This window comes from Streptomyces sp. V2I9 (genome assembly GCF_030817475.1).
GTDB lineage: Bacteria > Actinomycetota > Actinomycetes > Streptomycetales > Streptomycetaceae > Streptomyces.
In genome coordinates this window covers 4,608,461-4,634,123 of the sequence record NZ_JAUSZJ010000002.1, presented here as the reverse complement: position 1 = coordinate 4,634,123, position 25,663 = coordinate 4,608,461, and the positions used below count along the sequence as shown (strand labels likewise).

Below are 25,663 nucleotides of genomic sequence, written 5' to 3'. Positions count from 1 at the left end.
CGCTTCCGGAGCCGTTCAGCCCGCGCTGCGCACCAGGACGTCGCCCGCTTCCGTACGGATGTAGAGCACCGAGCGGCCCGCGCGGTGTCGGCGGACCAGCCCGGCGTCGCGCAGGACGCGCAGATGGCGGCCGACCGACCCCAGCCCCTGGCCGGTCAGTGCGACGAGTTGCGTCGTGCTGAGCGGTGAGGCCAGCAGCACCAGGACGCCCGCCCGCGCCGGGCCGAGCAGTGCCCCCAGAGCCGTCGGTGCGGGGCTGCGCCCGGCCTCGGCGAGCGTGCCGGAGCAGGGGTAGACCAGCGCGTACCGGCGCGGGATGTCCCAGCCCACCCAGCACTGGTGCGGGGTGACGGGGACGAACAGCAGCTGGGCGCTGCCCAGTTCGCGGGGCGGGTTGTCGTAGGCGTTGATCTGGAGGCGGCTCCCGCCGAGCCAGCGGATACCGGGGCGCATCCCGTTCAGCGCCTCGGCCCAACCGCCCCGGCCCAGTTGGGCGGTACGCGCGACCACATCGGCTTCGAGCACGCGCCGCCGCCTCGGCCAGTCGGGCCGCACGGTGTGGGTCCAGACCCACTCCACGGCGTCGGCCGCGCGCTCGGCCAGGTCGTCCCTGTCCAGCGCGGCGGGCAGGGGCCCGCCCAGCGTCACCGCCAGGTCGGCGCGGGCCTGTCCGGGCGGGGTGGCCCGCATCCGCGCCAGCTCCTCGGCGAAGGAGGGCGGGGCCTGGCGGGGCGGGGCGGGGACCGGGGCGGCGGCGAGGAAGTCGGCGGTCCAGCGGGGCCCGAGGGCCGACCGGATCACCAGCGCGGAGACCGGGTCGCCGGCCATCCGCCGCCGGTACGCGGGCAGATGGGCCTCCAGCCAGGCGCGCTCCCCCGGATGTGCGGCGTTGGTCCGTTCCAGGAGCAGCAGGCTCGCGACGGCCTCCGCGAGCGGCGAGACGACGAACCGGCTGCCCGCGAGCGTGTCGGCGCTCACCTGCCACCAGCCCATGCGTGCCCCACCCTGTCCGCCGCGTACACCGTGTTCACTGCTTACGCCGTGTTCGCCGTGTTCACCGGAGCTGCCTCCTCCACCCGCGCGCTGCGGATCGGTGGCACCCCCGGCCCCGGCCCCGGCCCCGGCCTCATGAGACCCCGGCCCCGCCGCCCGGCCCCGGACTTTCGCGTCCGCGCGAAACAGTAACGGCCCCGGCGGCGGCTTCCGGAGACTCCGCTCATGCGCACCTACCGCGAACTGTTCCGGACCCCGGAGTTCACCCCCTTCTTCGCGGCCGTCTCCGTCCAGACGGCCGCCCAGACCGCGACCGGCCTGGCGCTGGGCACTCTCGTGTACACGCGCACCGGCTCGCCCCTGCTGTCGGCGCTGGCGATGTTCGGTCCCTCGCTGGCCCAGCTGGCCGGGGCGCTCACCCTGCTCTCGGCGGCGGACCGGCTGCCGCCCCGTGCCGCGCTGACCGCGCTGGCCCTGCTGTCGGCGGCGGCCGCCTGCGTGCAGGCCGTGCCCGGACTGCCGCTGTGGGCGGCGTTCGCCGTGCTGCTGGTGGTCGGGGCCACCGCCTCGCCGGGCGGGGGTGTGCGGTACGGACTGCTCAACGAGATCGTGCCGCGTGAGGGGTTCCTGATCGGCCGTTCGGTGCTCAACATGACGGGCGGCGCGATGCAGATCTGCGGGTTCGCGGTGGGCGGGGTGCTGGTGGCGGTGTTCTCGGCGCGCGGCACCCTGCTGGTCGGGGCGGCCCTGTACGTCGTCGCGGCGGCCGTGACCCGGCTCGGGCTCTCGCCCCGGCCGCCCCGCGCCACCGGCCGCCCCTCGGTCCGCGAGACCCGCCGGACGAACGCGCTGCTCTGGTCGTCCCGGCCGCGCCGGTACGTGTTCCTGGCGCTGTGGGTGCCCAACGGGCTCGTCGTCGGCTGCGAGTCCCTGTACGTGGCGTACGCGCCGGCACACGCCGGGCTCCTCTTCGCCGGCGGGGCCCTGGGGATGCTGGCCGGGGACACGCTGGTGGGGCGGTTCGTCACGGCCCGGTGGCGGGCCCGGCTCGGAGCTCCGCTGCGACTGCTGCTGGCCGCCCCGTACCTGCTCTTCGCCCTGCGGCCGGGGCTGCCGCTCGCGCTGGCGGCGGTCGTCCTGGCGAGCGCGGGCTTCGCCGCGAGCCTGCTGCTCCAGGAACGGCTCCTGGCCCTCACCCCGCCCGAGCTGAGCGGCCAGGCGCTCGGGCTCAGCTCGTCGGGCATGCTGGCGATGCAGGGGGTGGGGGCGGCCGTGGCGGGCGGCATCGCCCAGCTGACCTCGCCCGCGACGGGCATGGCGGTGGTCGCGGGGCTCTCGGTGGCGGTGACGCTGGCGCTGGCTCCGGGCCTGGGTGATCGTTACCGGGACGGACGGGGCAGGCTCCCCGGAGCGGACGGGGCGTCCCCGGAACCCGGAGTCCCCGCCACGCCCGGCACGGCCGACACCCCCGGCACGGCCGACGCCCCCGGTGCGGCCGACGAGCCCGGCGCACCCGGTGTGCCCCGCACGCCCCGTACCCCCCGGACGAAGGAGACGAGTTGAGCGACGAGACCTGGCCCGGCCAGGACGGAACCGGGCGCAGCCAGAAGGAAGCCATGCTCGCCGGCGAGCTGTACATCGCGGACGACCCCGAGCTGGCGGCGGAGGCGCGGCACGCGGCCGTGCTGAACGAGCGGTACAACGCCACGTCGGCCGCCGACCCCGAGGCCCGGCGCGCGGCCCTGGCCGAACTCCTCGGCGCGGTGGGCGAGGGCGTGGAGGTACGGCCGCCGCTCCGCGTCGACTACGGCTACCGGACCACCATCGGCCCCCGGACGTTCGTCAACTTCGGCGCGGTCTTCCTGGACGTCGCCCGCATCACCATCGGCGCGGACGTCCAGCTGGGCCCGAACGTCCAGTTGCTCACCCCGACCCATCCGATCGCCCCCGAGCCGCGCCGCGCCAAGTGGGAGGCCGCGCAGCCGATCACCATCGGGGACAACGTGTGGCTGGGCGGTGGGGCGATCGTCTGCCCCGGAGTGACCATCGGCGAGAACACGGTGGTCGGCGCGGGCGCGGTGGTCACCAAGGACCTCCCGGCGGACGTGGTGGCGGTCGGCAACCCGGCACGGGTGATCCGCACGATCGGCGAGGAGGCGGCCGAGGCGTGACGCGCCTGCGGTCCGCGCTCCGGCACGGCCCGCAACCGCACGCCGCACGCCGCCCCCGGCGACAGCGGGCGGAGGCTTCACACCGCACCGCTCACCCCCCGCCGGTCAGGCACCGGCCCCCACGCCTCCGCCCCCGGCCGGAGACTTCCCGGCCGGGGGCGGAGGCGTGGAGCGGGTGGAGTGGCGGTTCGCGCCGGGCGGGGTCAGCCCTGGCCGGTCAGGTCGATGGTGACCGTGCGCTCGGCCTCCGTCTTCCCGGTCAGGGCGGTCTTCATCGCCTGGGCCACGTCGTCCGGGCCGACCTGGTGCTTCTTGCCGTCGGCCTTGACCGCCATGATGCCGTCGAAGACACCGTCCAGAAGCTCGTCGATCGCCTTCTTGTCGTAGACGTCGACGAGCCGGCCGTCGATCGGCTTCATGGAGAGGATCTGCGGCAGCGACCGGGCCGGGCCGAACTGGATCTGCTTGGGACCGGCCTTGATGGTGATCAGGCCGGACATCGCGGGCTCGGCGAACTCCTTCATCGCCCGGTCCAGTTCGGCCCGGGTGATGGTGGGTTCGCTGGTGGTCACGGGGAGTTCGACCAGCCGGGCCTTCCCCGTCTGCACCTGGGCGCGGTAGGCGTCCCGGACGGAGATCAGGGACTGCGCGGCGTCCAGCCGCTTGCCCGGCTTGCCCGGCACCGCCACGGCCTTGTTCGGCTCGAAGCGGATGGTGCCGTCGTTGGCCGAACCGGACGTGCCCGCGAGGTCGTTCAGGGCCACGCCGAGCTTCTCCTCGTCGACCGGGATCACCGGGTCGGCGGGACGCTCCCCGCCGAACAGCGAACCGATCACCGAGACGGGGTTGTAGTCGCTGCCCGCCGCGCCGCGCACGGTCTCCTGGCTGTCCAGGGTGAGCCCGGCCTTCTCCGGGTCGAGCTTCTCCTCCTTGCCGTCCACCGACAGCCGCAGCGGCGTCTTGGCCCGCTCGCCGAGGGCGGCGTCGAGCTTGGCGACCGCCTCCTCCTTCGTGCCGCCGCCGATGTCGACCCCGAGCACCGTGGTGCCCTTGGGGACCTCGGCGTGGTTCAGCAGGAGGCCGGCCCCGTACGCGATGCCGAGCAGCACGACCGCGACCACGCCGAGGAGGACCAGCTTGGAGCGGCCCTTCTTCGCGGCGGCGGGAGCCGGTTCGGGCGCGGGGTCCTGCGCCGCCGGACGCGGTGCGGCCGGGCCGGGCGCCGGAACACCGGGGCCGCCCGGGCCGCTCGCGCCCGGTCCGCCGGGGGTGCGCGGAGCGCCGGGGAACGGAGGGCGGGGTTCGCCGGACACCACGGGGATACCGCTCGTCAGCGTGTCGCCCGAGACGTGTCCGCCGGGACCGGGCTCGGGCGCCGGGGCCTGCGGGGTGAGGATCGCGGTGTCGTCGGACATCCGGGGCGGGGTGGCGGCGGGACCGCCCGGAGCCATCGGGCCGGGACCGGCGAGGTCCGGGACGTCGTCGAGGTTCGGGGTCAGCGAGGACGTACCGGTGACCGGTCCCGTGGTGGGTCCGGACGGTCCGGGCGTACGCGGTCCGGGGCCGGAGGCGGAGCGCGGGCCGCCGCCGGGGAGGCCGGTGCCGTAGCCGTCGAGCGCGCTGCGGCCGGGACCGGGCGTGCCCGGCCCGCCGCCGGGCTGCGGGGCGTCCGAGAAGTACGGCAGGTCGGGACGCGGCCGGCCGCCGTCGTCGGACAGGCCGCCCGGACCGGACGGGCCGCCGGGGCCCCCCGAACCGCCGGGGCCGCCGAGACCGCCCGAACCGCCGGGGCCGGAGGGTCCGCCCGGACCGGAGGGCGCGCCCGCGCCCGGACCACCGGGGCCGGTGGACGCGCCGCCCGCGCCGGGGGTCGCCGTTCCCGACGCGGGGGTCGGGGCCTTGCGCGGGGCGAACCAGTCGCTGCCGCCCTTGTCACGGGCCGGCTTCTCCGCGGCCGCCGGTTCCCCGGCGGCCGGGCCGCCGTCCCGCGTCCGGTCCGCGGGCGCCCCGCCGTCCGGACCCGCCGAACGGTCCGGGGCGCCGGGCGGGGGCGCGGTCGGCGGGGTGCCGGGTCGCGGCGTCGCCGCGGTGCGCTCCGGATCGGGGCGGTCGCCGGAGATGTCGCTCTCCGCCATCGGTGTGCGCATCACGACCGGCGGGATGGGACGCGAGCCGGGGATGTTGATCCGGATGCGCGTCGTCAGCGTCGTCTCGGTCTTCGGCTCCTCGGGCCGGGGCGGATCCATGGATGCCGGGTTCTCGTCAGAGCCGTCCTGCGACGGGTGCGGCGACGGATACTGGCCGGATCCGTACGGCTGCGTACCCGGCGGGTACGCGGCTCCGCCGCGGCCCTGGGGCCCGGAGGACGAACTGTCAGTTTCACGACTCAAAGCAGGTTCTCCCGATTGGCTCCGCCGCCCGTACTTCCCCCATGCCGCAGGCCAGGGGACGGCTCGGCGCGCGCACCACCATACTGGCCGTCGCCGTCGGACACTCCGCGACCGGGGGAAACCTCCACCCGCGCATCACACCTGTGGGGGGCGCTCGCGGCCCGGACGTGGCACTTCACGGACCGGACCGGACGCCGCGCATGGCTGATTGCGGCACTCTGCGCGTGGTGGCGCAGATCACAGCGACGGCGGTTCCGCCGAGCATGAAGAGCACCAGGCCGAGTTCGTCACCGAAGACGTAGTCGCCCTCGGACCGGCCGCTCAGCAGCAGGAACACCGTGATGAACCAGCCCGCCGCCGGGGCCAGCGCGCCGATCTGTGTACGGGTCAGGATCCGGCCGCCGTGGAAGAGGCCCGCCGCGCCCGCCAGGGCGATGGCCAACCCTCCGGGGAACCACGCGGCTTGGACGAGCGTGCCGGCGAGTCCGACGAGCACGCCGAGCACCGCGAGGCCCGCGTGGGCCGCGATCCGGGCCGGGTTCGGGCGGGCGGCGAAACCGACGGGCTCGGGCTCCCTGGGCGGGGCGTTCCGTCGCGGCGCGTGCGAGGACGACGAGGACGAACGCGCGCGGACGCGAGCCTTCCCGGAGGTCGCCCGCGCCGTGCCCGGCGCGCCTTCCCGAGCAGGACCCACACCGGCCCGGTCGCCCCTGCCGCGGCCCTTCCCGGTGCCGCCACCGGCCTGGTCCGCGCCCTTCTCGGGGTTCCCGCTCATGCCGCGCCTCCCTCGGCGTCCAGGACGGCCGGCACGCCCGCGAACAGGTCGCTCTCGCGCTCCGGTGCGGCCACCCCGCTTTCGCCGCGCACCAGTTGGTAGCACTCGGTCGTCAGCAGCGGCTGGCCGAGGTCGTTGGAGAGGGCGAAGAAGGGGCCCTCGACCACGATCTGGGTGGCGTGGGCGCGCATCGCCGCCGACTTCGCCCCGGCGTACGCCGAGCCGTCGATCTCGGCGGTGATGCTCCCCCGGTCGGTCACGCCGGGGACGTCGTCCACGGCGGCGATGCCCGCGAAGGCGTCCGGCGCGGTCGTGCGGAGCCGGTCGAAGGCGGCCTCGACCACCTCGCGTTCCGCCCGGTTCCAGTAGATCTTCGCCACGGTGTGCGGTGCTCCGGCGCCGTACGCCGGGTCGGCGGCCAGGTCGGCGGCGCGCATCGCGACCCGGTGGGCCTGGATGTGGTCGGGGTGGCCGTAGCCGCCGTCCGGGTCGTAGGTGACCAGGACCTGGGGACGGACCTCGCGGATCACCTCGACGAGGTGGGCCGCCGCCTCGTCCACCGGGGTGGACCAGAAGGAGCCGGGGCGGTCGTTCTGTTCGACGCCCGTCATGCCGGAGTCCCGGTAGCGTCCCGCCCCGCCGAGGAAGCGGTGGTCGGTGACGCCGAGCTCCCGCATCGCCGCGGCGAGCTCGCCGACCCGGTGCGGGCCCAGCGCGTCGTCCCGGTCGGCGGTGAGGTGGGCGAGGGCGGGCGGGATGACCTCGCCCTCCTCGCCGAGCGTGCACGTCACCAGGGTGACGTGGGCGCCCTCGGCCGCGTACCTGGCCATCGTGGCGCCGTTGTTGATCGACTCGTCGTCGGGGTGCGCGTGCACCAGCAGCAGGCGGCGGGCGGGGAGGTCCTTCATGAGGACCACCCTACGAGCCCCGGAGGCCGCCCGTTGACCTCCGCCCCCGCGCCCGCCGGAGGGGCGCGGCGGCGCCCGGCGCCCGCGGTGCCCCGCGCTGCCCGGGGGCCTCGCCCCCGGAACGGCCGGTCAGAACTTGATGCTGCTGATCATCCCCGCCACGTTGCTCGTCAGATCGGAGATGGTCGGTGCGACGGACGAGCTCGCGATGTAGAACCCGAGCAGCATGCAGACCACCGCGTGCCCTCCCTTCAACCCGGATTTCCGGATCAGCAGGAAGACGATGATCGCCAGCAGCACTACCGCCGAAATCGAGAGCGCCACGGCGGTTCACCTCCATCGGTACGTTCGGACGGTCGGAACGGGGGTACACGGAGCCAGCAGGTTTCCTACCCACCGAGCGCTACGGATCATAACTATCCGTGCCAACGCATTGATCGGGGCACAGCAGCACGAGGGGCGCACGAACCGTGCCACGCGGCTAAGTTCGGTGCCATGACCTCGCAGAAGCTGTCCTTTCCCCGCCAGCAGGCACGCACCCAGCGCTTCACACTCGGCGCACCTCGCGCCTTCACCGTCTCACCGGATGAGACGCGGGTGATCTTCCTGCGGTCCACCTCCGGGACGGACCGGACCAACCGGCTCTGGGTGCTCGACCCGGCGACCGGCGAGGAGCGGATCGCCGCCAATCCCGAAGCCCTGCTGGGCGGTTCGGCCGAGAAGCTCTCGGCGCAGGAGCGGGCCCGGCGGGAGCGGACCCGCGAGGGTTCGTCGGGGATCGTCTCCTACGCGGTGGACGCGGCGGCCGAGTTGGCCGCCTTCGCCCTGTCCGGAAAGGTGTACGTGGCCGAACTGCGGGCCGGGACCGCGCGGGCGCTGCCGGTGCCGGGCCCGGTGATCGACCCCCGCCCGTCCCCCGACGGCCGGCACGTCGCGTACGTGTCCTGCGGCGCGCTGCGGGTCGTCGGCGCGGACGGGGAGGGCGACCGGGCGCTGGCCGAGCCGGAGGACCCGCGGGTCACCTATGGTCTGGCCGAGTTCATCGCGGCCGAGGAGATGCACCGGTACCGGGGATTCTGGTGGTCGCCGGAGTCGGACCGGCTGCTGGTGGCACGGGCCGACGAGAGCCCCGTACAGCGCTGGTACATCGCCGATCCGGCGCACCCCGAGCGCAAGCCGGCCGAGGTCGCCTACCCGGCGGCGGGAACGCCCAACGCCGAAGTGCGGCTCTACGTCGTGGACCTGGCGGGAGCCCGTACCGAAGTGGCGTGGGACCGGGCCGCGTTCCCGTACCTGGCCCAGGTGCACTGGTCGGCCGCGGGCGCCCCGCTGCTGCTGGTGCAGGCCCGTGACCAGCGCAGTCAGCGGTATCTGGCGGTGGACCCGGAGACCGGTGCGACCCGGGCCGTCCATGTGGACGAGGACCCGGTGTGGCTGGATCTCTTCCCCGGCGTGCCCGCGTGGGCGCCGGACGGGCGGCTGGTGCGAATCGTCGACGAGGGCGGCGCGCGGGTGCTGGCGGTCGGGGACCGGCTGCTCACCGGCTCGCAGCTGCACGTCCAGTCGGTGCTGGACGTCGGGGAGTCGGACATCCTCGTCTCGGCGGTGGCCGGTGAGGACGCGGTCGAGCCGGAGATCGGGCAGATCCATGTGTACCGGGTGAACGAGCTGGGAATCGAGAGGATTTCCGAAGGGGTGGGTGTGCACTCCGCGGTCCGCTCGGGCGCCCTGTCGGTGGTGGTCTCGGCCGTTCCCGAGGAGCCCGGAGCCACCGCGTGGGTGGTGCGGGACGGCAAGCGGCTGTCCCGGATCGTGAGTCACGCGCAGGCTCCGGTGGTCTCCGCGCGGGTGACCCTCACCGAGGGGGGCGCACGGCGGGATTCCGTGCGCCGTGCTGCTTCCGTCGGACTACCGGGAGGGGGACGGTCCCCTTCCGGTCCTGATGGACCCGTACGGCGGTCCGCACGGCCGCCGGGTGGTCGCCGCCCACAACGCGCACCTGACCTCGCAGTGGTTCGCGGATCAGGGGTTCGCGGTGGTCGTGGCGGACGGGCGGGGCGCGCCGGGCCGTTCGCCCGCCTGGGAGAAGGCCGTACGGGACAACCTCGTGCTGACCATGGAGGACCAGGTCGAGGCGTTGCACGGGCTGGCGGACCGCTTCCCGCTCGACCTGTCCCGGGTGGCGATCCGGGGCTGGTCCTTCGGCGGATACCTGGCCGGGCTCGCGGTGCTGCGGCGGCCCGACGTCTTCCACGCGGCGGTCGTGGGCGCCCCGGTGACGGACCAGCGGCTGTACGACACCCACTACACCGAGCGCTACCTCGGGGACCCGGCCGTCCAGCCGGAGGTGTACGCGTACAACTCGCTGCTCACCGACGACGGGCTCTCCGAACCGGCCTCCGAGGTCCGGCCGATGATGATCGTGCACGGGCTGGCCGACGACAACGTGGTGGTCGCCCATGCCCTGCGGCTCTCCTCGGCGCTGCTGGCGGCGGGGCGTCCGCACGAGGTGCTGCCGCTGAGCGGGGTGACGCACATGACGCCGCAGGAGCAGGTCGCGGAGAACCTCCTCCTGCTCCAGGTGGACTTCCTCAAGCGGTCGCTGGGGATGACGGGGGCCTGAGCCGCCCCGCCCCGCCGCGAACCGCCCCGGCCCGCCGGGCGCTCGCCGTCAGCCCCGCTCCCGGCTCACCAGCGGGGCGGCGGGGAGGAGGGCGGCGGACCGAAGCCACCGCCCTGCGGGGGGCCGAAGCCGCCCGGCGGAGCTCCGAAGCCGGGGGCGGCGGACTGTCCGGGGGCGGGCGGCTGTCCGGGGATTCCGGGTGCCGGGTGGCCGCCCCAGGGCCCCGCACCGCCCCACGGGCCGGATGGACCGCCGGCGGCCCGGTGGACGCCCTTGCGGGCGAGCAGGACGATCACCACGGGTCCGACGAGGAGCGAGCTGACGAAGCTCAGCAGGTTCAGCTGCTCCTCGAGCCCCAGGTCGGGGAAGCGCTCGTACATCTCGAAGTGGATGGCGCGGGCCACGCCCAGCACGCCGGAGCAGAGCACGAACCCGCCCGCGAACAGGCCGAGCGGACGCGCGTGGACCGCCCCGGCGACCGCGCCCACGGCCGCCACCAGGAAGACCAGGACGGTGGCGGCGGTGACCCAGCCGGGCGGCCCCTCGGTCACCGGGAGGTTCAGGGGCCTCCCGCCGATGAACCACGCGGGGTACAGGTCGGACGGGTAGACGAACGTCTGCCGGATCTCCCAGGCGGCGAACAACGCCCCCTGAAAGCCGAGCAGCAGGAAGACGGCCACCCCCGCGCCGCGCCCCGGACCGGCGGGGCGCTCCGCACCCTCCGGCACCGGACGGCGGCCCGCCACCCCCACCACGATCAGGGCGATCCCGACCGCCAGGACGGCGTACGTGGTGAGCAGCGCCCGGTCGCGCAGTTCCTCCGGAGCCGCGGCGTCGGCGATGGTCCAGACGCCGGGAAGCCGCAGGGCGACGGTGACGACGCCGGTGACCACCAGGACCGACGAGGCGGCGGTGGAACGGAGCGCGGCCACCACGGCGGCGGCGTAGGCGACCAGCAGGACGGCACTGGTGGCCGCGGTGGTGGGCTGCGCCATGTCCTGGAAGTTCGCGGTGCCCGACCAGAAGTGCCAGACCGGCTCCAGGCCGTCGGCGGCCCGGACGTCCCGGACGATCCAGGCGATGATGAGTAGGGCCGACAGCGCGCACAGGGCGGCGCCGGTGATTCTTGCTCCCCGTGTAAGTGTCACCCGGTGATACTCCACGGCCCCGAACGGATGGACAAGGCGTTCGGCGGCGGGCCGAGGACGGCGGAGCCGGGACGGACGCGGCCGAGCCGCGAGACCGCGGGCGAACGGCCGGAGCGACAGGACGACGCTCCGGCCGGACCACGGCACCCGCACGGCCGTACACCGTCGAGCATGGAGCGTCCGTATATCGGTGCCGCGACGGCCGCATTGCCTGCGTGTTAACGCTCCTGACGGCAGCTCAGGGGGTGTGGTCCTCCCCCCGTTCCGGCTCCTCGGGGCCGGGCACGTCCTCCACCGGCCGGCCGCGGGTCGTCGTGCCCGGAGCCTCCACGTCGGGGCCCGGCCCCCGCCCCGGCGCCTCCAGCTCACCCTCCGGCGGCACCACCCGCTTCTCCTCGGCGAAGTGGCACGCGGAGTCGTGGCGGGCCGGGGTGTCGACGAGCCGGAACTCCGCGGGGACCGCCAGCAGCGGGACCTCCAGCTCGCACCGCTCCTGCGCCTTCCAGCACCGGGTGCGGAACCGGCAGCCCGAGGGGATGTTGGCGGGCGAGGGCACGTCGCCGTGCAGGATGATCCGCTCCCGGTACTCACGGGCCGACGGATCGGGCACGGGGACGGCGGACAGCAGCGCCTGGGTGTACGGGTGGGTGGGGTGGTCGTAGATCTCCGCGTCGGAGCCGATCTCCACGATCCGGCCCAGGTACATCACGCCGACCCGGTCGGAGATGTGCCGGACGATCGAGAGGTCGTGCGCGATGAAGACGTAGCTGAGGTTGAACTCGGCCTGGAGCCGGTCCAGCAGGTTGACCACCTGGGCCTGCACCGACACGTCGAGGGCGGAGACCGGTTCGTCGGCGACGATGATCTCCGGGTTGAGCGCGAGGCCGCGGGCGATGCCGATGCGCTGGCGCTGGCCGCCGGAGAACTGGTGCGGATAGCGGTTGATGTACTCCGGGTTGAGCCCGACGACGTCCAGCAGGTCCTGCACCTTCTGCCGCCGGCTGCCCTTCGGAGCGACCTCGGGGTGGATCTCGTACGGCTCCCCGATGATGTCCCCGACCGTCATCCGCGGGTTCAGCGAGGTGTACGGGTCCTGGAACACCATCTGGATGTTGCGGCGCACCGCCTTGAGCGCGCGGCCGGAGAGCTGGGAGATGTCCTCGCCCTTGTAGCGGATCGCCCCGGCGGTGGGGCGCTCCAGGTGGACGAGCATCTTGGCGACGGTCGACTTGCCGCAGCCGGACTCCCCCACGATGCCCAGCGTCTCGCCCGCGTGCAGGTCGAAGTCGACGCCGTCGACCGCCTTGACCGCGCCGATCTGCCGTTTGAAGAGGATGCCCCGGGTGAGCGGGTAGTGCTTGGTGAGGCCGCGCACCTGGAGGATCGGGTCGCCCTCGGCGTACGGGGCCGCGGCCTCCTTCCCGACCTCGGACAGCAGGGTCGAGCCGGCCGCGCCGCTCCCGCCGCCGGCGTTCTCGCTCCCGTCGCGGTCAGCGTGCATCGAGCGTCTCCTTCCAGAAGTGGCAGGCGCTCCGGCGCCGCTCGTCGACCTCGTAGAGCGGGGGCACATCCTCCCGGCACACGTCCCGCGCGATCGGGCAGCGGGGGTTGAAGGCGCAGCCGGGCGGGATGCGGGTCAGGTTGGGCGGCAGGCCCTTGATCGCGTACAGCTCCCGGCCCTTCTGGTCCAGGCGCGGGATCGATTTCAGGAGGCCCTTGGTGTACGGGTGGGCGGGGGCCCGGTAGATCTCGTGCACGGGGGCCGTCTCGACGATGCGGCCCGCGTACATGACGGCGATCTTGTCCGCCACGTCGGCGACCACGCCGAGGTCGTGGGTGATCAGGATCAGGCCCATGTTGAACTCGCGCTGGAGCTCGGCCAGCAGGTCCATGACCTGGGCCTGCACGGTGACGTCGAGGGCGGTGGTCGGCTCGTCCGCGATGATCAGGGACGGTTCCAGGGCCATCGCCATGGCGATCATGATGCGCTGGCGCATCCCCCCGGAGAACTGGTGCGGGTACTGGCCGACCCGCTCCTTGGCGGCCGGGATGCGGACCCGGTCCATCAGCTCGATGGACTTGGCCCTGGCGTCCTTGCGGGACATCCCCCGGTGCACGACGAACATCTCGCCGAGCTGCTGGCCGACGGTGAGGACCGGGTTCAGCGAGGAGAGGGCGTCCTGGAAGATCATGGCCATCTCCTGGCCCCGGATCTTCCGCCGCTCCTCCGGCTTGAGCTTCAGCAGGTCCTGACCCTTGAAGAGGATCTCCCCGCCGGCGATCTTCCCCGGCGGCATGTCGAGGATGCCCATGATCGCCTGGGCGGTGACGGACTTGCCGGAGCCGGACTCCCCGAGGACGGCCAGGGTCTCGCCCTCGGCCACCGAGTAGTCGACGCCGTTGACGGCCTTGGCGACGCCTTCGCGGGTGTGGAACTCCACGTGCAGATCGCGCACTTCGAGCAACATGGCAACCGGCTCCTCAGCGCAGCTTGGGGTCGAGGGCGTCGCGCACCGCGTCGCCGAGCATGATGAACGCGAGCACGGTGATCGCCAGCGCCCCGGCGGGCCACAGCAGCATGTGCGGGGCGTTGCGGATGTAGTTGGCGGCCGCGGAGATGTCGATGCCCCAGGAGACGGCCGGGTCCTTCAGGCCGACGCCGAGGAAGGACAGGGTCGCCTCCAGGGAGATGTACGTGCCGAGCGCGATGGTCGCCACGACGATGACGGGTGCGATGGCGTTCGGGGTGATGTGGCGCAGCATCATCCGGGAGTTGGAGGCGCCGAGCGCGCGGGCCGCCTGGACGTAGTCGTTCTGTTTGGCGGTGATGACCGAGCCGCGGGCGATGCGGGCGATCTGGGGCCAGCCGAGCAGGACGATGAAGCCGACGACGGGCCAGACGGTGGAGCTGGTGACGACGGAGAGGAAGACCAGGCCGCCGAGGACGACGGGGATGCCGAAGAAGACGTCGGTGAGGCGGGAGAGGATCGAGTCCCACCAGCCGCCGAAGAAGCCCGCGAGTCCGCCGAGCACACTGCCGAAGAGGGCGACGCCGAGGGTGGCGCAGACGCCGACGGTCACCGAGGTGCGGGTGCCGTACACGACCCGGGTGTAGACGTCGCGGCCCTGCGGGTCGAAGCCGAAGGGGTGGCCGGGTTCGGAGCCCTTCTGGGCGTCGTCCAGGTCGGCCTGGAGGGGGTCGCCGCTCGCGATGAGCGAGGGCCAGATCGAGATGATCACCAGGAAGAGGATGACCAGCGCGGAGATGATGAAGACCGGGTTGCGCCGCAGGTCGCGCCAGGCGTCCGACCAGAGGCTGCGGGGCTTTCCGGTGGGCCCGGTGCCGTCGGGGCCGCCCGGGTTCTTCTCCAGGCTGGCGCCCTCCTCCAGGGCGAGGTCCATCGGGCCACCGGTGCCCGCCGGGGAGATCGCTCCGTCCGATGACTGGGGCTCAGGCATAGCGGATCCTCGGGTCGAGTACGGCGTACAGGAGGTCGACGATCAGGTTGGCGGCCAGGAAGACCAGGACGAGGATCGTGACGAACCCGACGACGGTCTGGGAGTTCTGGCGCAGGATGCCCTGGTAGAGCTGGTAGCCGACGCCGTGGATGTTGAAGATGCGCTCGGTGACGATGGCCCCTCCCATGAGGGCTCCCACGTCGGTGCCGATGAAGGTGATGACGGGGATCAGCGAGTTGCGCAGCAGGTGGCGGACGACGACCCGGCGGCGGGGCAGTCCCTTGGCGACGGCGGTGCGTACGTAGTCGGCGCGGGCGTTCTCGGCGATCGAGGTGCGGGTGAGCCGGGTGACGTAGGCGAGCGAGACCGAGGCGAGGACCAGTCCGGGGACGAGCAGTTCGTCGAAGGTGGGGTCGGCGGAGACCGACGGCTTGATGATGCCCCACTCGACGCCCAGGAGGAGCTGGAGCAGCAGGCCGGTGACGAAGGTCGGGATGGCGATGACGACGAGCGTCAGGATGAGGACGGTGGTGTCGATGGGGCGTCCGCGCCGCAGGCCGGTGACGACGCCGAGGCTGATGCCGATGACGATCTCGAAGACGATGGCGACGATGGTGAGCCGGATCGTGATCGGGAAGGCGGTGGCCATCAGCTCGGTGACCTTCTGCCCGTTGAACGCGGTGCCGAAGTCGCCGGTGAACACGTTGCCCATGTAGGTGAGGTATTGCTGCCACACCGGCTTGTCGAGGCCGAACTCGGAGCGCAGCTGGGCGGCGGTGGCAGGATCGCACTGGCGGTCGCCGCAGAGACCGGCGATGGGGTCGCCCATCACGTTCACCATGAGGAAGATCAACAGCGTGGTGCCGAAGAAGACGGGGATCATCTGCAGCAGCCGCCGGATCACATAACGTCCCATGAGGGGCTCCGGGGGTCGGGGGGTGCGGTGGCGGGCGTGGATGCGGGTGCGCGGACGGCCGGGGCGCGTGTCGGGCGTCCCGGCCGTCCGCGTCGCTCAGCGCGTCACTTGACGGTGATCTCTTGGTAGACCGGGACGCTGAACGGGTTGAGCGAGACGTTCTCCACCCGGTCCGAGTAGCCGGCGCTGCCGTTCTGGTACCAGAGCGGGATGACCGGCATCTGCTCGACGAGGACCTTCTCCGCGTCCTGGAAGGTGGTGACGGCCTTCGCCTTGTCGCTCTCGGCGTTCGCCTTGTCGATCAGGTCGTCGAACTTCTTGTCGCTCCACTTGCCGTCGTTGGACGGGGCGTTGGTGTAGTAGAGCGGCTGGAGGAAGTTCTGGATGAGCGGGTAGTCCATCTGCCAGCCCGCACGCCAGGCGCTCGAGAGCTTCTGGGTGGAGACCTGGGCGCGGAAGTCGGCGAAGGTGCCGACCGGGCCGCCGACGCACGCCTTGTTGTTGCCCATCACGTTGTTGATGCTGTTGCAGACGGCGTCTACCCATTCCTTGTGGGAGCCGGTGTCCGCGTTGTACGAGATCTTGAGCTGGCCGCCGGGGATGCCGCCGCCCTCGTCGATCAGCTTCTTGGCCGCGGCCTTGTCGTACGTGCACTCCTTGCCGCACAGCCCCTTCTTGAAGCCGCCGTCCTCGCCGAGGACCGGGGAGGTCCAGTCGGAGGCTGGGGTGCGGGTCTTCTGGAAGATCTGGTCGGTGATCTGCGCCCGGTTGATCGCCATCGACAGGCCCTGGCGGACCTTGCGCGCGTCGTCGGTGTCCCACTCCTTGTCGTAGAAGGGGAAGGCCAGGGTCTGGATGATGCCGGCGGGGGTGTTGATGTACCGGTCGCCGAGGTCGGCCTCGACGTTGCGGAGCTGGGAGGCGGGCACGTCGTCGACGAGGTCGAGGTTGCCCGAGGTCAGGTCGGTGTAGGCGGTGTTGTTGTCGGTGAAGACCTTGAGGTCGACGCCGCCGTTCTTCGCCTTGTCGTCGCCCGGATAGTCGGCCCACTTGCGGAGCTTCATCGAGGAGCCCTTGGCGTACGAGTCGATCGTGTACGGGCCGTTCCCGACGGGCTTGGAGAGCCAGGCGTCGTGGTCGTCGTAGAACGCCTTGGGCAGCGGGACGAAGGCGCTGTAGCCGAGGGTGTCGGGCCACAGGGAGAACTTCTGGGTGAGCTTGGCGGTGAAGGTCAGGTCGTCGACGACCTTCAGCCCGGACATGGTCTCGGCGGAGGCGGAGCCGGACTCCGGGTGGACCTTGTCGTAGCCCTCGATGTACTGGAAGAAGTAGGCGTTCTTCTGGTTGTTCTTCAGCGCCGCGCCGTAGTTCCAGGCGTCCACGAAGGACTTGGCGGTGACCTTCTCGCCGTTGGAGAACGTCCAGCCGTCCTTGAGCTTGATCGTGAAGTTCTGGGAGTCCTTCGTGTCGATGGACTCGGCGACCATGTTCTTGGCCTCGCCGGTCTTGGGGTCGTAGCGGATCAGTCCGCGGAAGACCATGTCGAGGACCTTGCCGCCCTGGACCTCGTTGGTGTTGGCCGGCTCCAGCGGGTTCTGCGGGTCCCCCCAGGAGGAGCTGACGATGCCTTCGGGGCCGTCGCTGCCACCGCCGTCGTCACCGCCGCCGCAGGCCGTCGCTGCCAGGGCGACGGCCACCGCACATGCGGCCCACCTGACCTGTGTGGCTCCGCGCATGAAGTGCCTCCTAGAGTCATCGAGTAGCTCAATGCCTCATATCACCCCATAACGCCACCCATCGCATGCGGGCTTACCCCGGACGGGCGTCGACGGCGGGCGGACGCGGCGATGCCCGGCCCCCACGGAGGGGGCCGGGCATCGTCGTCGGAGAGCGGAAGTGGTTACGCCGCGTTCACGACGTCCTTCTCCTCGGCGAAGTGGCACGCCGACTCGTGCGCGGCCGGGGTCTTCCCCGCCACGAAGCGCTCGGGGATCGCCAGCAGGGGCTCCTCCGTCGCGCAGCGGTCCTCCGCCTTCCAGCACCGGGTGCGGAAGCGGCAGCCCGAGGGCGGGTTCGCCGGTGACGGGACGTCACCGGAGAGGATGATCCGCTCGCGCCCCTCGCGGGCCGTCGGGTCGGGGACCGGGACCGCCGACAGCAGCGCCTGGGTGTAGGGGTGCGTCGGGTGGTCGTAGATCTGGGTGTCCGTGCCGATCTCGGCCATCTTGCCGAGGTACATCACGCCGACCCGGTCGGAGATGTGCCGGACGATCGAGAGGTCGTGCGCGATGAAGACGTAGGACAGGTTGAACTCGTCCTGGAGCTTCTCCATCAGGTTGATGACCTGCGCCTGCACCGACACGTCGAGCGCGGAGACCGGCTCGTCGCAGATGATGATCTCCGGGTTGAGCGCGAGGCCGCGGGCGATGCCGATGCGCTGGCGCTGACCGCCGGAGAACTGGTGCGGGTAGCGGTTGATGTACTCCGGGTTCAGACCCACGACGTCCAGGAGCTCCTGGACGCGGCGGCGCCGGTCGCCCTTCGGGGCCACCTCGGGGTGGATCTCGAAGGTCTCCCCGATGATGTCGCCGACCGTCATGCGCGGGTTCAGCGACGTGTACGGGTCCTGGAACACCATCTGGATGTTGCGGCGCACGGCCTTCAGCGCCCGGCCGGACAGCTTGGTGATGTCCTGGCCCTTGTAGAAGACCTCGCCGGCGGTGGCCCGCTCCAGCGTCATCAGGAGCTTGGCGACCGTGGACTTGCCGCAGCCGGACTCGCCCACGATGCCGAGGGTCTCCCCGGCGTACAGGTCGAAGGAGATCCCGTCGACGGCCTTGACCGCGCCGATCTGCTTCTTGAAGAGGATGCCCTGGGTCAGCGGGAAGTGCTTGACCAGGTTGCGCACCTGGAGGATCGGCTCACCCTGGCTGATGGGCGCGTCGATGGCGGCTACGGCCTCCGCCTCGGTCGCGGCGTCCACGGTCTCCACCTCGGAGACGTTGGGGGTGGCGTCCAGGGGCTCCTTGTCGAGCTCAGCCATGGATCGTCTCCTTCCAGAAGTGGCACGCGCTGCCGCGGCCGACCAGCTCGAGGCCGTCCTGCTCGGTCACCGGGACGAGCGGCGGAACCTCGGTACGGCAGATGTCCTGTGCCTTGGGGCAGCGCGGGCTGAAGGCACAGCCCGCGGGGATACGCGTGAGGTTGGGCGGCAACCCCTTGATCGCGTACAGCTCCTGGCCCTTCTGGTCCAGGCGCGGGATGGAGTCCAGCAGACCCTTGGTGTACGGGTGGGCCGGACGGCTGTACAGCTCGCCGACCGGGGCCGTCTCCACGATCCGCCCCGCGTACATCACGGCGATCTTGTCCGCGACGTCGGCGACCACGCCGAGGTCGTGGGTGATCAGGATCAGACCCATGTTGTACTCGCGCTGGAGCTCGGCCAGCAGGTCCATGACCTGGGCCTGCACCGTCACGTCGAGCGCGGTGGTCGGCTCGTCCGCGATGATCAGGTCCGGCTCCAGGGCCAGCGCCATGGCGATCATGATGCGCTGGCGCATACCGCCGGAGAACTGGTGCGGGAAGTCCGAGACACGGGCCGCGGCGGCCGGGATCTTGACCTGGTCCATCAGCTCGATGGACCTGGCCTTGGCCTCCTTCTTGGAGAGGCCCTGGTGGACCCGGAACATCTCGCCGAGCTGGTAGCCGACGGTGAGGACCGGGTTCAGCGAGGACAGCGCGTCCTGGAAGATCATCGCGATCTTGCGGCCGCGGATCTTCCGGCGCTCCTCGTTGGACATCTTCAGCATGTCCTGGCCGCGGAAGAGGATCTCGCCCTGCGTGATCTTCCCGGGCGGCATGTCGAGGATGCCCATGATGGTCTGCGCGGTCACGGACTTGCCGGAGCCGGACTCGCCCAGCACGGCGAGCGTCTCGCCGGCACTGACGGTGTAGTTCACACCGTTGACCGCCTTGGCCACACCGTCACGGGTGTGGAACTCCACGTGCAGGTCACGGACGTCGAGCAGTGGACCGTCGCCACTCACGGACTCCCGCGGTGCGGGGACGTGAGCCGTTTTGTCGATGGTGGTCACGAACGCCTCCCTCAGCGCATCTTGGGGTCGAGGGCGTTGCGGACCGCATCGCCGAACATCAGGAAGGACAGCACCGTGATCGAGACCATCACCGAGGGGATGACCAGGACGAACGGCGCGTTGCGGAGCTGGTCCTTCGCAGCGGACACGTCGATGCCCCACGAGACCGTCGGCTCGGCGAGGCCGATACCGAGGAAGGACAGGGTGGCCTCGGCGGCGATGTAACCGCCGAGCGCGATGGTGGCGACCACGATCACCGGAGCGATGGCGTTCGGCAGGATGTGCCGCGTCAGGATCCGGGTGGTGGAGGCGCCGAGCGCCTTGGCGGCGACCACGTAGTCGGCCTGCTTGATCGTGATGACCGAGCCGCGGGCGACACGGGCGATCTGCGTCCAGCCGAGGAAGGCCATCGACAGGATGACGACCCAGACGGAGCGCTCCTCGAAGCTGGTCAGGATGACCATGGCGCCGACGATGAAGGGGACGCCGAAGAAGACGTCGGTGATCCGGGACAGGATCGTGTCGATCCAGCCGCCGAAGTAGCCCGCGATCATGCCGATCACCAGTCCGGTGACGGTGACCGCGATGGTGACGATCACGCCGACCATGATCGAGGCGCGGGCGCCGTAGATCAGACGCGCGTAGATCGAGCGGCCCTGGACGTCGTACCCGAGCCAGTCGGGGGCGAAGAAGTGTCCCCAGTTCGGGTGCTGGAGGTAGTGCTCGGCCAGGTTGGCGTCCCGCGGCGAGGCGCTGGTGAACAGGCTCGGGAAGATCGCCATGACGGCGAGCAGCACGATCAGCACCATCGAGATGAGGAAGAGCGGGTTGCGGCGCAGGTCGTGCCAGGCGTCCGACCAGAGGCTGCGCGGCTTGCCGGGCGCGGGGCCCGTGTCCGTGGCGGGCGCCGCGTCGACGGCCGTGGCCGGAGCGTCGGTGCTCTTGAGTGCGGTGGTGTCAGGCATACCGGATCCTCGGGTCCAGGACCGCGTAGAGCAGGTCGACGAGCAGGCTGCAGACGAGGTAGACGATGACGAGCAGCGTCACGACGCCGACGACGGTGGCGCCTTCGCGCTTGGCGAGCGCCTCGAAGACGAGCTGTCCGACGCCCTTGATGTTGAAGATGCCCTCGGTCACGATCGCGCCGCCCATGAGGGCGCCGATGTCGGTGCCGAGGAAGGTGACGACCGGGATGAGCGAGTTGCGCATCAGGTGCACGCCGATGACCCGCCGCCGCGGCAGGCCCTTGGCGACGGCCGTACGCATGTAGTCGGCGCGCAGGTTCTCGGCGACCGAGGTACGGGTGAGGCGGGCGACGTACGCGAGTGACAGCGACGCCAGCACGATGGCCGGCATGATCAACTCGCCGTTGGTCGGATCGAGGCTCACGTTCGGCTTGGCGATGCCGAGCTGGAACGCGAAGAAGTACTGAACGAGGAAGCCCAGCACGAAGGACGGCATGGAGATCAGCACCAGCGTCAGGCCGAGCAGACCGCGGTCCCGGATGGAGTCGGCCTTGAGGCCGGCGACGATGCCGAGCGAGATACCGGCGACGACCGTGAAGACGAAGGCGAAGATCGCCAGTCTGATGGTGATCGGGTAGGCGTCGGCGATGACTTCGGCGACCGGACGCTGCGTTCCGATCTGGTTGCCGAGGTCGCCCTGGAACAGATTGCCGAGGTAATTCAGGTACTGCTGCCAGATCGGCTGGTCCAGTCCGAGGTCTGCCTTGATCTGCGCGATCTGCGTCGCGTCTACGTGCTGTTCTCCGGCAAGTGCTCTGACGGGGTCGCCGGGCAGTGCGTACATCATCAGGAAGACCAGCAGGGTCGACCCGATGAAGACCGGGATCATCTGGAGCAGTCGTCGTGCGACATAGCGCCCCATGGGTGCCTCCGTGTGGGGATAACTGCGGCGCGGGGGCCGTCTCTTCGCAGAGACGACCCCCGCGCCTCCGGCCGTGCTGAGGGGCAGCACGGGCGGATGACGGCCAGTTGGGGAATGACCCGCAGGCGTTACTTGGTGGTGACGCCGGTCAGTTCGAGGTCACCGTGGAAGTCGACCTTGACGTTGTCGACGTTCTTGCCGTGGCCGCCGTTGATGGCGTAGTACCAGAGCGGGATGGCCGGCATCTTGTCGACCAGCTTCTTCTCGACCTCCTGGTAGGCGGCGACGGAGGCCTCGAGCGAGTCGGCCTTGTCACCCTTCGCCATCAGGTCGTCGATCTCCTTGTCGCTGAAGCGACCGTTGTTCGACTCCGCCTTGGAGTGGTAGAGCTCCTTGAGGAAGTTCACGTTGACGGGGTAGTCGGCCACCCAGCCACCGCGGTAGAAGCCCTTGACCTCGTTGTTGTCACGCGCTTCGAGGTCGGTCGGGAAGTCCGGCTTGGCGTCGCCCACGCAGTCGACCCCGGTGGCGTTGCGGATGGACTCGCAGACAGCGGTCACCCACTCCTTGTGCCCACCGTCGGCGTTGTACTGGATGGAGAACTTGTTCTCCGGGACGCCGCCGCCGGCCTTGATGAGCTCCTTGGCCTTGGCCGGGTTGAACTTCAGGACGTCCGAGTCGAGCGTCTGGTTGCCCTTGACCTGCGGGGGCGTGAAGCTCGTCGCCGGGATGCGGGTGCCGTTCAGGACGGTCTTCGTGATGGTCTCACGGTCGATCGCCATGGACAGACCCTGGAGGACCTTGGGGTCGATGTCCTTGAACGTCTTCGAGTAGAACGCCGGGGTCAGCGTCTGGATCGCGGCGTACGGCTGGTCGATCGCGCCGTCACCGAGGTCCGCCTTGTACTTCGGGAGGTCACGCGGGCCGACCTGGCGGATCATGTCCAGGTTGCCGGAGATGACGTCCGAGTACGCGGCCTCGACGGTCGAGTAGTTCTTGAACTGGATGCCCTTGTTGGCAGCCTTGTTCGGACCCTGGTACTCGGGCCAGGCCTTGACCTGGATGAGCTTCTTGTGGGTCCACTTCTCGAACGTGTACGGGCCGTTGCCGATCGGCTTCTGGCCGAACGCCTTCGGGTCGTCGTAGAAGACCTTGGGCAGCGGCGCGAAGGTCGCGTAGCCGAGCTTGTAGTTGAAGTACGGGACCTTGTCGGTCAGCTCGATCGTGAACGTGGTGTCGTCCACGGCCTTCAGACCCGACATCTTGTCGGACTTCGGCGCACCCTTCTCGGGGTGGACGTCCGCGTAGCCCTTGATGTCGGAGAACCAGAACGCGTTCTGCTGCTTGTTCTCGACGTTGGCGTACCAGTTCCACGCGTCGATGTACGACTGCGCGGTCACGGCCTCGCCGTTGTGGAACTTCCAGCCGGCCTTGAGCTTGACCGTCCAGGTCTTGGAGTCCTCGGTCTCGACGGACTCGGCGTTCGTGAGAACGATCTCGCCCTTGTCGTCGAAGTCCAGCAGCTGCGTGAACAGCGACTGGATGACGTAGGAGCCGTTGCTCTCGTTCGTGTCGGCCGGCATCAGAGGCTTCTGGGGCTCACCGACGTCGATCGAGACGTACCCGGCGGGCTGACCCGACGTGTTCTTCTTGTCGCTACCACTGTCGCCGCCGCCACAGGCAGTCGCGGCCAGGGCGATGACGGCCGCTCCCGCGACCCACTTGGCGCTCTTGGCACCGCGCATGGGTTTCCTCCTCATGAGTCCACTTTTGACTACAAGAAGGGCACTGGAGAGATTCACCGACACCCCTGACGGTGATCGTTCAGTGCCCCGAGTGTGCTCGTGAGTCGGCACTCCCCACAGTGCGTGACCCATTGACCCGAGCTCAATGGAGCCAACTATTGAGTACGACCGGGCTGTAAACCACACTTAAAGGGTCTCGGTTTGACAACATCAGACCCGCCCGTGTGCCCGAAATCCGGACAAAGTGATCCCAGACAGACACGCCCGAAACGGACTGTTAACACATGTTCCGGAGAGCGACCCCCGATATCCGGACAGCACGGTCAGGAAAAGCGATTGACGAAGGCCCGGCCCACCACAGTGTCCGTGGTGGGCCGGGCCTTCTGTCAACGGCTGTGCTGACGCACCGTCCGACGAGCGGCCGGGGTGCGCGGAGACCTCCGCATGCGGAGCGTACGGCTCCGAGGCTCGGGAACCCGCCGGCGGACCTCCCCGGCGGGGTCTCCGGCCCTGATGCCCCCGGGCCCTGACGGGACCGCCCGGAGGCCCTCACGGGCGTCCGGGCGGTCCTCGGGTGCGTCGGGGCCGTACGGCGGCGTGTCGGCCCGTACGGCTCCCGGCGGCCCGGACATCGGGCCGCCGGGTCCCGTGAGAGGGATCAGCCGTGCTTGGCGCGGGAGGCGGCGCGGCTGCGCTCGCGCTGGTCGAGGACGACCTTGCGGATACGCACGGTCTCCGGGGTCACCTCGATGCACTCGTCCTCGCGGCAGAACTCCAGGGACTGCTCCAGCGACAGCTTGCGGGCCGGGACCACGTTCTCCGTGTTGTCCGCGGAGGCCGCACGCATGTTGGTGAGCTTCTTCTCCTTGGTGATGTTCACGTCCATGTCGTCGGCGCGCGAGTTCTCGCCGACGATCATGCCCTCGTACACCTCGGTGCCGGCCTCGGTGAAGATGGTGCCGCGCTCCTGGAGGTTGACCATGGCGAACGGCGTGACCGAGCCCGAACGGTCCGCCACCAGCGAGCCGTTGTGACGGGTGCGCAGCTCGCCGAACCACGGCTCGTGGCCCTCGAAGATGGAGTGCGCGATGCCGGTGCCGCGGGTCTGGGTCAGGAACTCCGTACGGAAGCCGATGAGGCCGCGGGACGGGACGATCCACTCCATGCGGACCCAGCCGGAGCCGTGGTTCGTCATGGTCTCCATGCGGCCCTTGCGGGTCGCCATGAGCTGGGTGATGGCGCCGAGGTGCTCCTCGGGCGAGTCGATCGTCATGCGCTCGATCGGCTCGTGCGTCTTGCCGTCGATCTGCTTGGTGACGACCTCGGGCTTGCCGACGGTCAGCTCGAAGCCCTCGCGGCGCATCTGCTCGACCAGGATGGCGAGCGCCAGCTCACCGCGGCCCTGGACCTCCCAGGCGTCGGGGCGCTCGGTGTCCAGGACGCGGAGCGAGACGTTACCGATCAGCTCGCGGTCGAGGCGGTCCTTCACCTGGCGGGCGGTGACCTTGTGGCCCTTGCCGCCCTTGCCGACGAGCGGCGAGGTGTTGGTGCCGATGGTCATGGAGATGGCGGGCTCGTCGACCGTGATCAGCGGGAGCGCGATCGGGTTCTCGGGGTCGGCCAGGGTCTCGCCGATCATGATGTCCGGGAATCCGGCCACGGCGCAGATGTCGCCGGGGCCCGCCACCTCGGCGGGCTTGCGGGTGAGCGCCTCGGTCATCAGCAGCTCGGTGACGCGCACGTTGGACATGGTGCCGTCGCGCTTGATCCAGGTGACGGTCTGGCCCTTGCGCAGCTCGCCCTGCTCGACGCGGCAGAGCGCGATACGGCCGAGGAAGTTGTCGGCGTCCAGGTTGGTGACGTGGGCCTGGAGCGGCGCGTCCGCGTCGAACTCGGGGGCCGGGACGTGCGCCAGGATCGTGTTGAAGAACGGCTCCAGGCTGTCGCTGTCCTGCGGGACGGTGCCGTCCTCGGGCTTGGTCAGCGAGGCCACGCCGTCACGGGCGCAGGCGTAGACGATCGGGAACTCGATCTGGTCCTCGTCCGCGTCCAGGTCCAGGAACAGGTCGTACGTCTCGTCGACGACCTCGGCGATCCGGGAGTCGGGGCGGTCCGTCTTGTTGATGCAGAGGATGACCGGCATCTTCGCGGAGAGCGCCTTGCGCAGCACGAAGCGGGTCTGGGGCAGCGGGCCCTCGGAGGCGTCGACGAGCAGCACGACGGCGTCCACCATCGACAGGCCCCGCTCGACCTCGCCACCGAAGTCGGCGTGGCCGGGGGTGTCGATGATGTTGATCGTGATCGGGTCCCCGCCGTCCTTGGGGTGATACTTCACCGCCGTGTTCTTGGCGAGGATCGTGATGCCCTTCTCACGCTCCAGGTCGTTCGAGTCCATCATGCGGTCGTCGAGCGACTCGGCAGCGTGGGCGGCGAAGGAGCCGGCCTGCTTGAGCATGGCGTCGACCAGCGTGGTCTTGCCGTGGTCGACGTGGGCGACGATGGCTACGTTACGGATGTCGTGGCGCGTGGGCATGGGTGGCTTGCGCTTCTCTCG

General features: G+C 70.9%; 19 protein-coding genes and 1 pseudogene. 3 read left to right on the top strand and 17 right to left on the bottom strand.

The features are described 5' to 3' along the window. Nucleotides 1–15 precede the first annotated feature (15 nt). A complete protein-coding gene (locus QFZ71_RS20540; protein ID WP_307669644.1) occupies nucleotides 16–993 on the bottom strand; it encodes a helix-turn-helix transcriptional regulator in 978 nt (325 codons plus the stop codon). A 225-nt stretch (nucleotides 994–1,218) separates the two neighbouring features. Here QFZ71_RS20540 and QFZ71_RS20535 point away from each other — a divergent pair, with 225 nt between their 5' ends. Further along, a complete protein-coding gene (locus QFZ71_RS20535) occupies nucleotides 1,219–2,556 on the top strand; it encodes an MFS transporter (protein WP_307669643.1) in 1,338 nt (445 codons plus the stop codon). 53 nt (nucleotides 2,557–2,609) lie between these two features. Beyond that, entirely contained in the window at nucleotides 2,610–3,164 is a 555-nt protein-coding gene (locus tag QFZ71_RS20530; protein WP_307671534.1) for a sugar O-acetyltransferase, read from the top strand. Between the two features lie 203 nt (nucleotides 3,165–3,367). Here the strand turns inward: QFZ71_RS20530 and QFZ71_RS20525 are convergent, their stop codons facing one another. The 4 genes from QFZ71_RS20525 to QFZ71_RS20510 form a co-directional block, all read right to left on the bottom strand. After that, nucleotides 3,368–5,554 (bottom strand): hypothetical protein, encoded by a 2,187-nt coding sequence (locus QFZ71_RS20525; protein WP_307669642.1) that lies wholly within the window; start codon nucleotides 5,552–5,554, stop codon nucleotides 3,368–3,370. Between the two features lie 175 nt (nucleotides 5,555–5,729). Beyond that, complete coding sequence (locus QFZ71_RS20520) at nucleotides 5,730–6,329, bottom strand: DUF6113 family protein (protein WP_373465136.1); 600 nt, start codon at nucleotides 6,327–6,329, stop codon at nucleotides 5,730–5,732. Beyond that, nucleotides 6,326–7,237, bottom strand: coding sequence for an N-acetyl-1-D-myo-inositol-2-amino-2-deoxy-alpha-D-glucopyranoside deacetylase (gene mshB, locus QFZ71_RS20515; protein ID WP_307669641.1), 912 nt, complete (start codon nucleotides 7,235–7,237; stop codon nucleotides 6,326–6,328). The genes QFZ71_RS20520 and mshB overlap by 4 nt, the downstream gene beginning before the upstream one ends. Nucleotides 7,238–7,366: 129 nt before the next feature. Continuing rightward, the gene (locus QFZ71_RS20510; protein WP_026290246.1) at nucleotides 7,367–7,561 is read right to left on the bottom strand and encodes a hypothetical protein; all 195 of its coding nucleotides are present in this window, start codon (nucleotides 7,559–7,561) and stop codon (nucleotides 7,367–7,369) included. Nucleotides 7,562–7,732: 171 nt separating this feature from the next. Between QFZ71_RS20510 and QFZ71_RS20505 the strand changes: the two are divergent. Further along, nucleotides 7,733–9,860 (top strand): annotated as a pseudogene (locus tag QFZ71_RS20505) (prolyl oligopeptidase family serine peptidase). A 65-nt stretch (nucleotides 9,861–9,925) separates the two neighbouring features. On the opposite strand, the gene QFZ71_RS20500 reads toward QFZ71_RS20505, so the two are convergent. The 12 genes from QFZ71_RS20500 to typA form a co-directional block, all read right to left on the bottom strand. Continuing rightward, the gene (locus QFZ71_RS20500; RefSeq protein ID WP_307669640.1) at nucleotides 9,926–11,008 is read right to left on the bottom strand and encodes a hypothetical protein; all 1,083 of its coding nucleotides are present in this window, start codon (nucleotides 11,006–11,008) and stop codon (nucleotides 9,926–9,928) included. A gap of 238 nt (nucleotides 11,009–11,246) precedes the next feature. Beyond that, a complete protein-coding gene (locus QFZ71_RS20495; protein ID WP_307669639.1) occupies nucleotides 11,247–12,509 on the bottom strand; it encodes an ABC transporter ATP-binding protein in 1,263 nt (420 codons plus the stop codon). Further along, nucleotides 12,499–13,476: an ABC transporter ATP-binding protein gene (locus tag QFZ71_RS20490; protein ID WP_307669638.1), complete on the bottom strand. Its 978-nt coding sequence runs from the start codon at nucleotides 13,474–13,476 to the stop codon at nucleotides 12,499–12,501. The genes QFZ71_RS20495 and QFZ71_RS20490 overlap by 11 nt, the downstream gene beginning before the upstream one ends. A 13-nt stretch (nucleotides 13,477–13,489) precedes the next feature. Next, nucleotides 13,490–14,467, bottom strand: a complete 978-nt coding sequence (locus QFZ71_RS20485) for an ABC transporter permease (protein WP_307669637.1) — start codon at nucleotides 14,465–14,467, stop codon at nucleotides 13,490–13,492. Continuing rightward, nucleotides 14,460–15,383: an ABC transporter permease gene (locus QFZ71_RS20480; protein ID WP_307669636.1), complete on the bottom strand. Its 924-nt coding sequence runs from the start codon at nucleotides 15,381–15,383 to the stop codon at nucleotides 14,460–14,462. The genes QFZ71_RS20485 and QFZ71_RS20480 overlap by 8 nt, the downstream gene beginning before the upstream one ends. Before the next feature lie 104 nt (nucleotides 15,384–15,487). Further along, complete coding sequence (locus QFZ71_RS20475; protein WP_307669635.1) at nucleotides 15,488–17,119, bottom strand: ABC transporter substrate-binding protein; 1,632 nt, start codon at nucleotides 17,117–17,119, stop codon at nucleotides 15,488–15,490. Between the two features lie 164 nt (nucleotides 17,120–17,283). Continuing rightward, nucleotides 17,284–18,426 carry an ABC transporter ATP-binding protein gene (locus QFZ71_RS20470; protein ID WP_307669634.1) on the bottom strand — a complete coding sequence of 381 codons (1,143 nt, stop codon included), beginning with the start codon at nucleotides 18,424–18,426 and terminating at the stop codon, nucleotides 17,284–17,286. Beyond that, nucleotides 18,419–19,477 carry an ABC transporter ATP-binding protein gene (locus QFZ71_RS20465; RefSeq protein WP_307669633.1) on the bottom strand — a complete coding sequence of 353 codons (1,059 nt, stop codon included), beginning with the start codon at nucleotides 19,475–19,477 and terminating at the stop codon, nucleotides 18,419–18,421. Before QFZ71_RS20465 ends, QFZ71_RS20470 begins: the two co-directional genes overlap by 8 nt. Nucleotides 19,478–19,488: 11 nt before the next feature. Next, nucleotides 19,489–20,442 (bottom strand): ABC transporter permease, encoded by a 954-nt coding sequence (locus tag QFZ71_RS20460; RefSeq protein ID WP_307669632.1) that lies wholly within the window; start codon nucleotides 20,440–20,442, stop codon nucleotides 19,489–19,491. Then, the gene (locus QFZ71_RS20455; RefSeq protein ID WP_307669631.1) at nucleotides 20,435–21,364 is read right to left on the bottom strand and encodes an ABC transporter permease; all 930 of its coding nucleotides are present in this window, start codon (nucleotides 21,362–21,364) and stop codon (nucleotides 20,435–20,437) included. The genes QFZ71_RS20460 and QFZ71_RS20455 overlap by 8 nt, the downstream gene beginning before the upstream one ends. A gap of 128 nt (nucleotides 21,365–21,492) precedes the next feature. Further along, entirely contained in the window at nucleotides 21,493–23,109 is a 1,617-nt protein-coding gene (locus QFZ71_RS20450; RefSeq protein WP_307669630.1) for an ABC transporter substrate-binding protein, read from the bottom strand. A 658-nt stretch (nucleotides 23,110–23,767) separates the two neighbouring features. After that, nucleotides 23,768–25,642, bottom strand: coding sequence for a translational GTPase TypA (gene typA / locus QFZ71_RS20445; RefSeq protein ID WP_307669629.1), 1,875 nt, complete (start codon nucleotides 25,640–25,642; stop codon nucleotides 23,768–23,770). Between the last annotated feature and the right edge of the window lie 21 nt (nucleotides 25,643–25,663).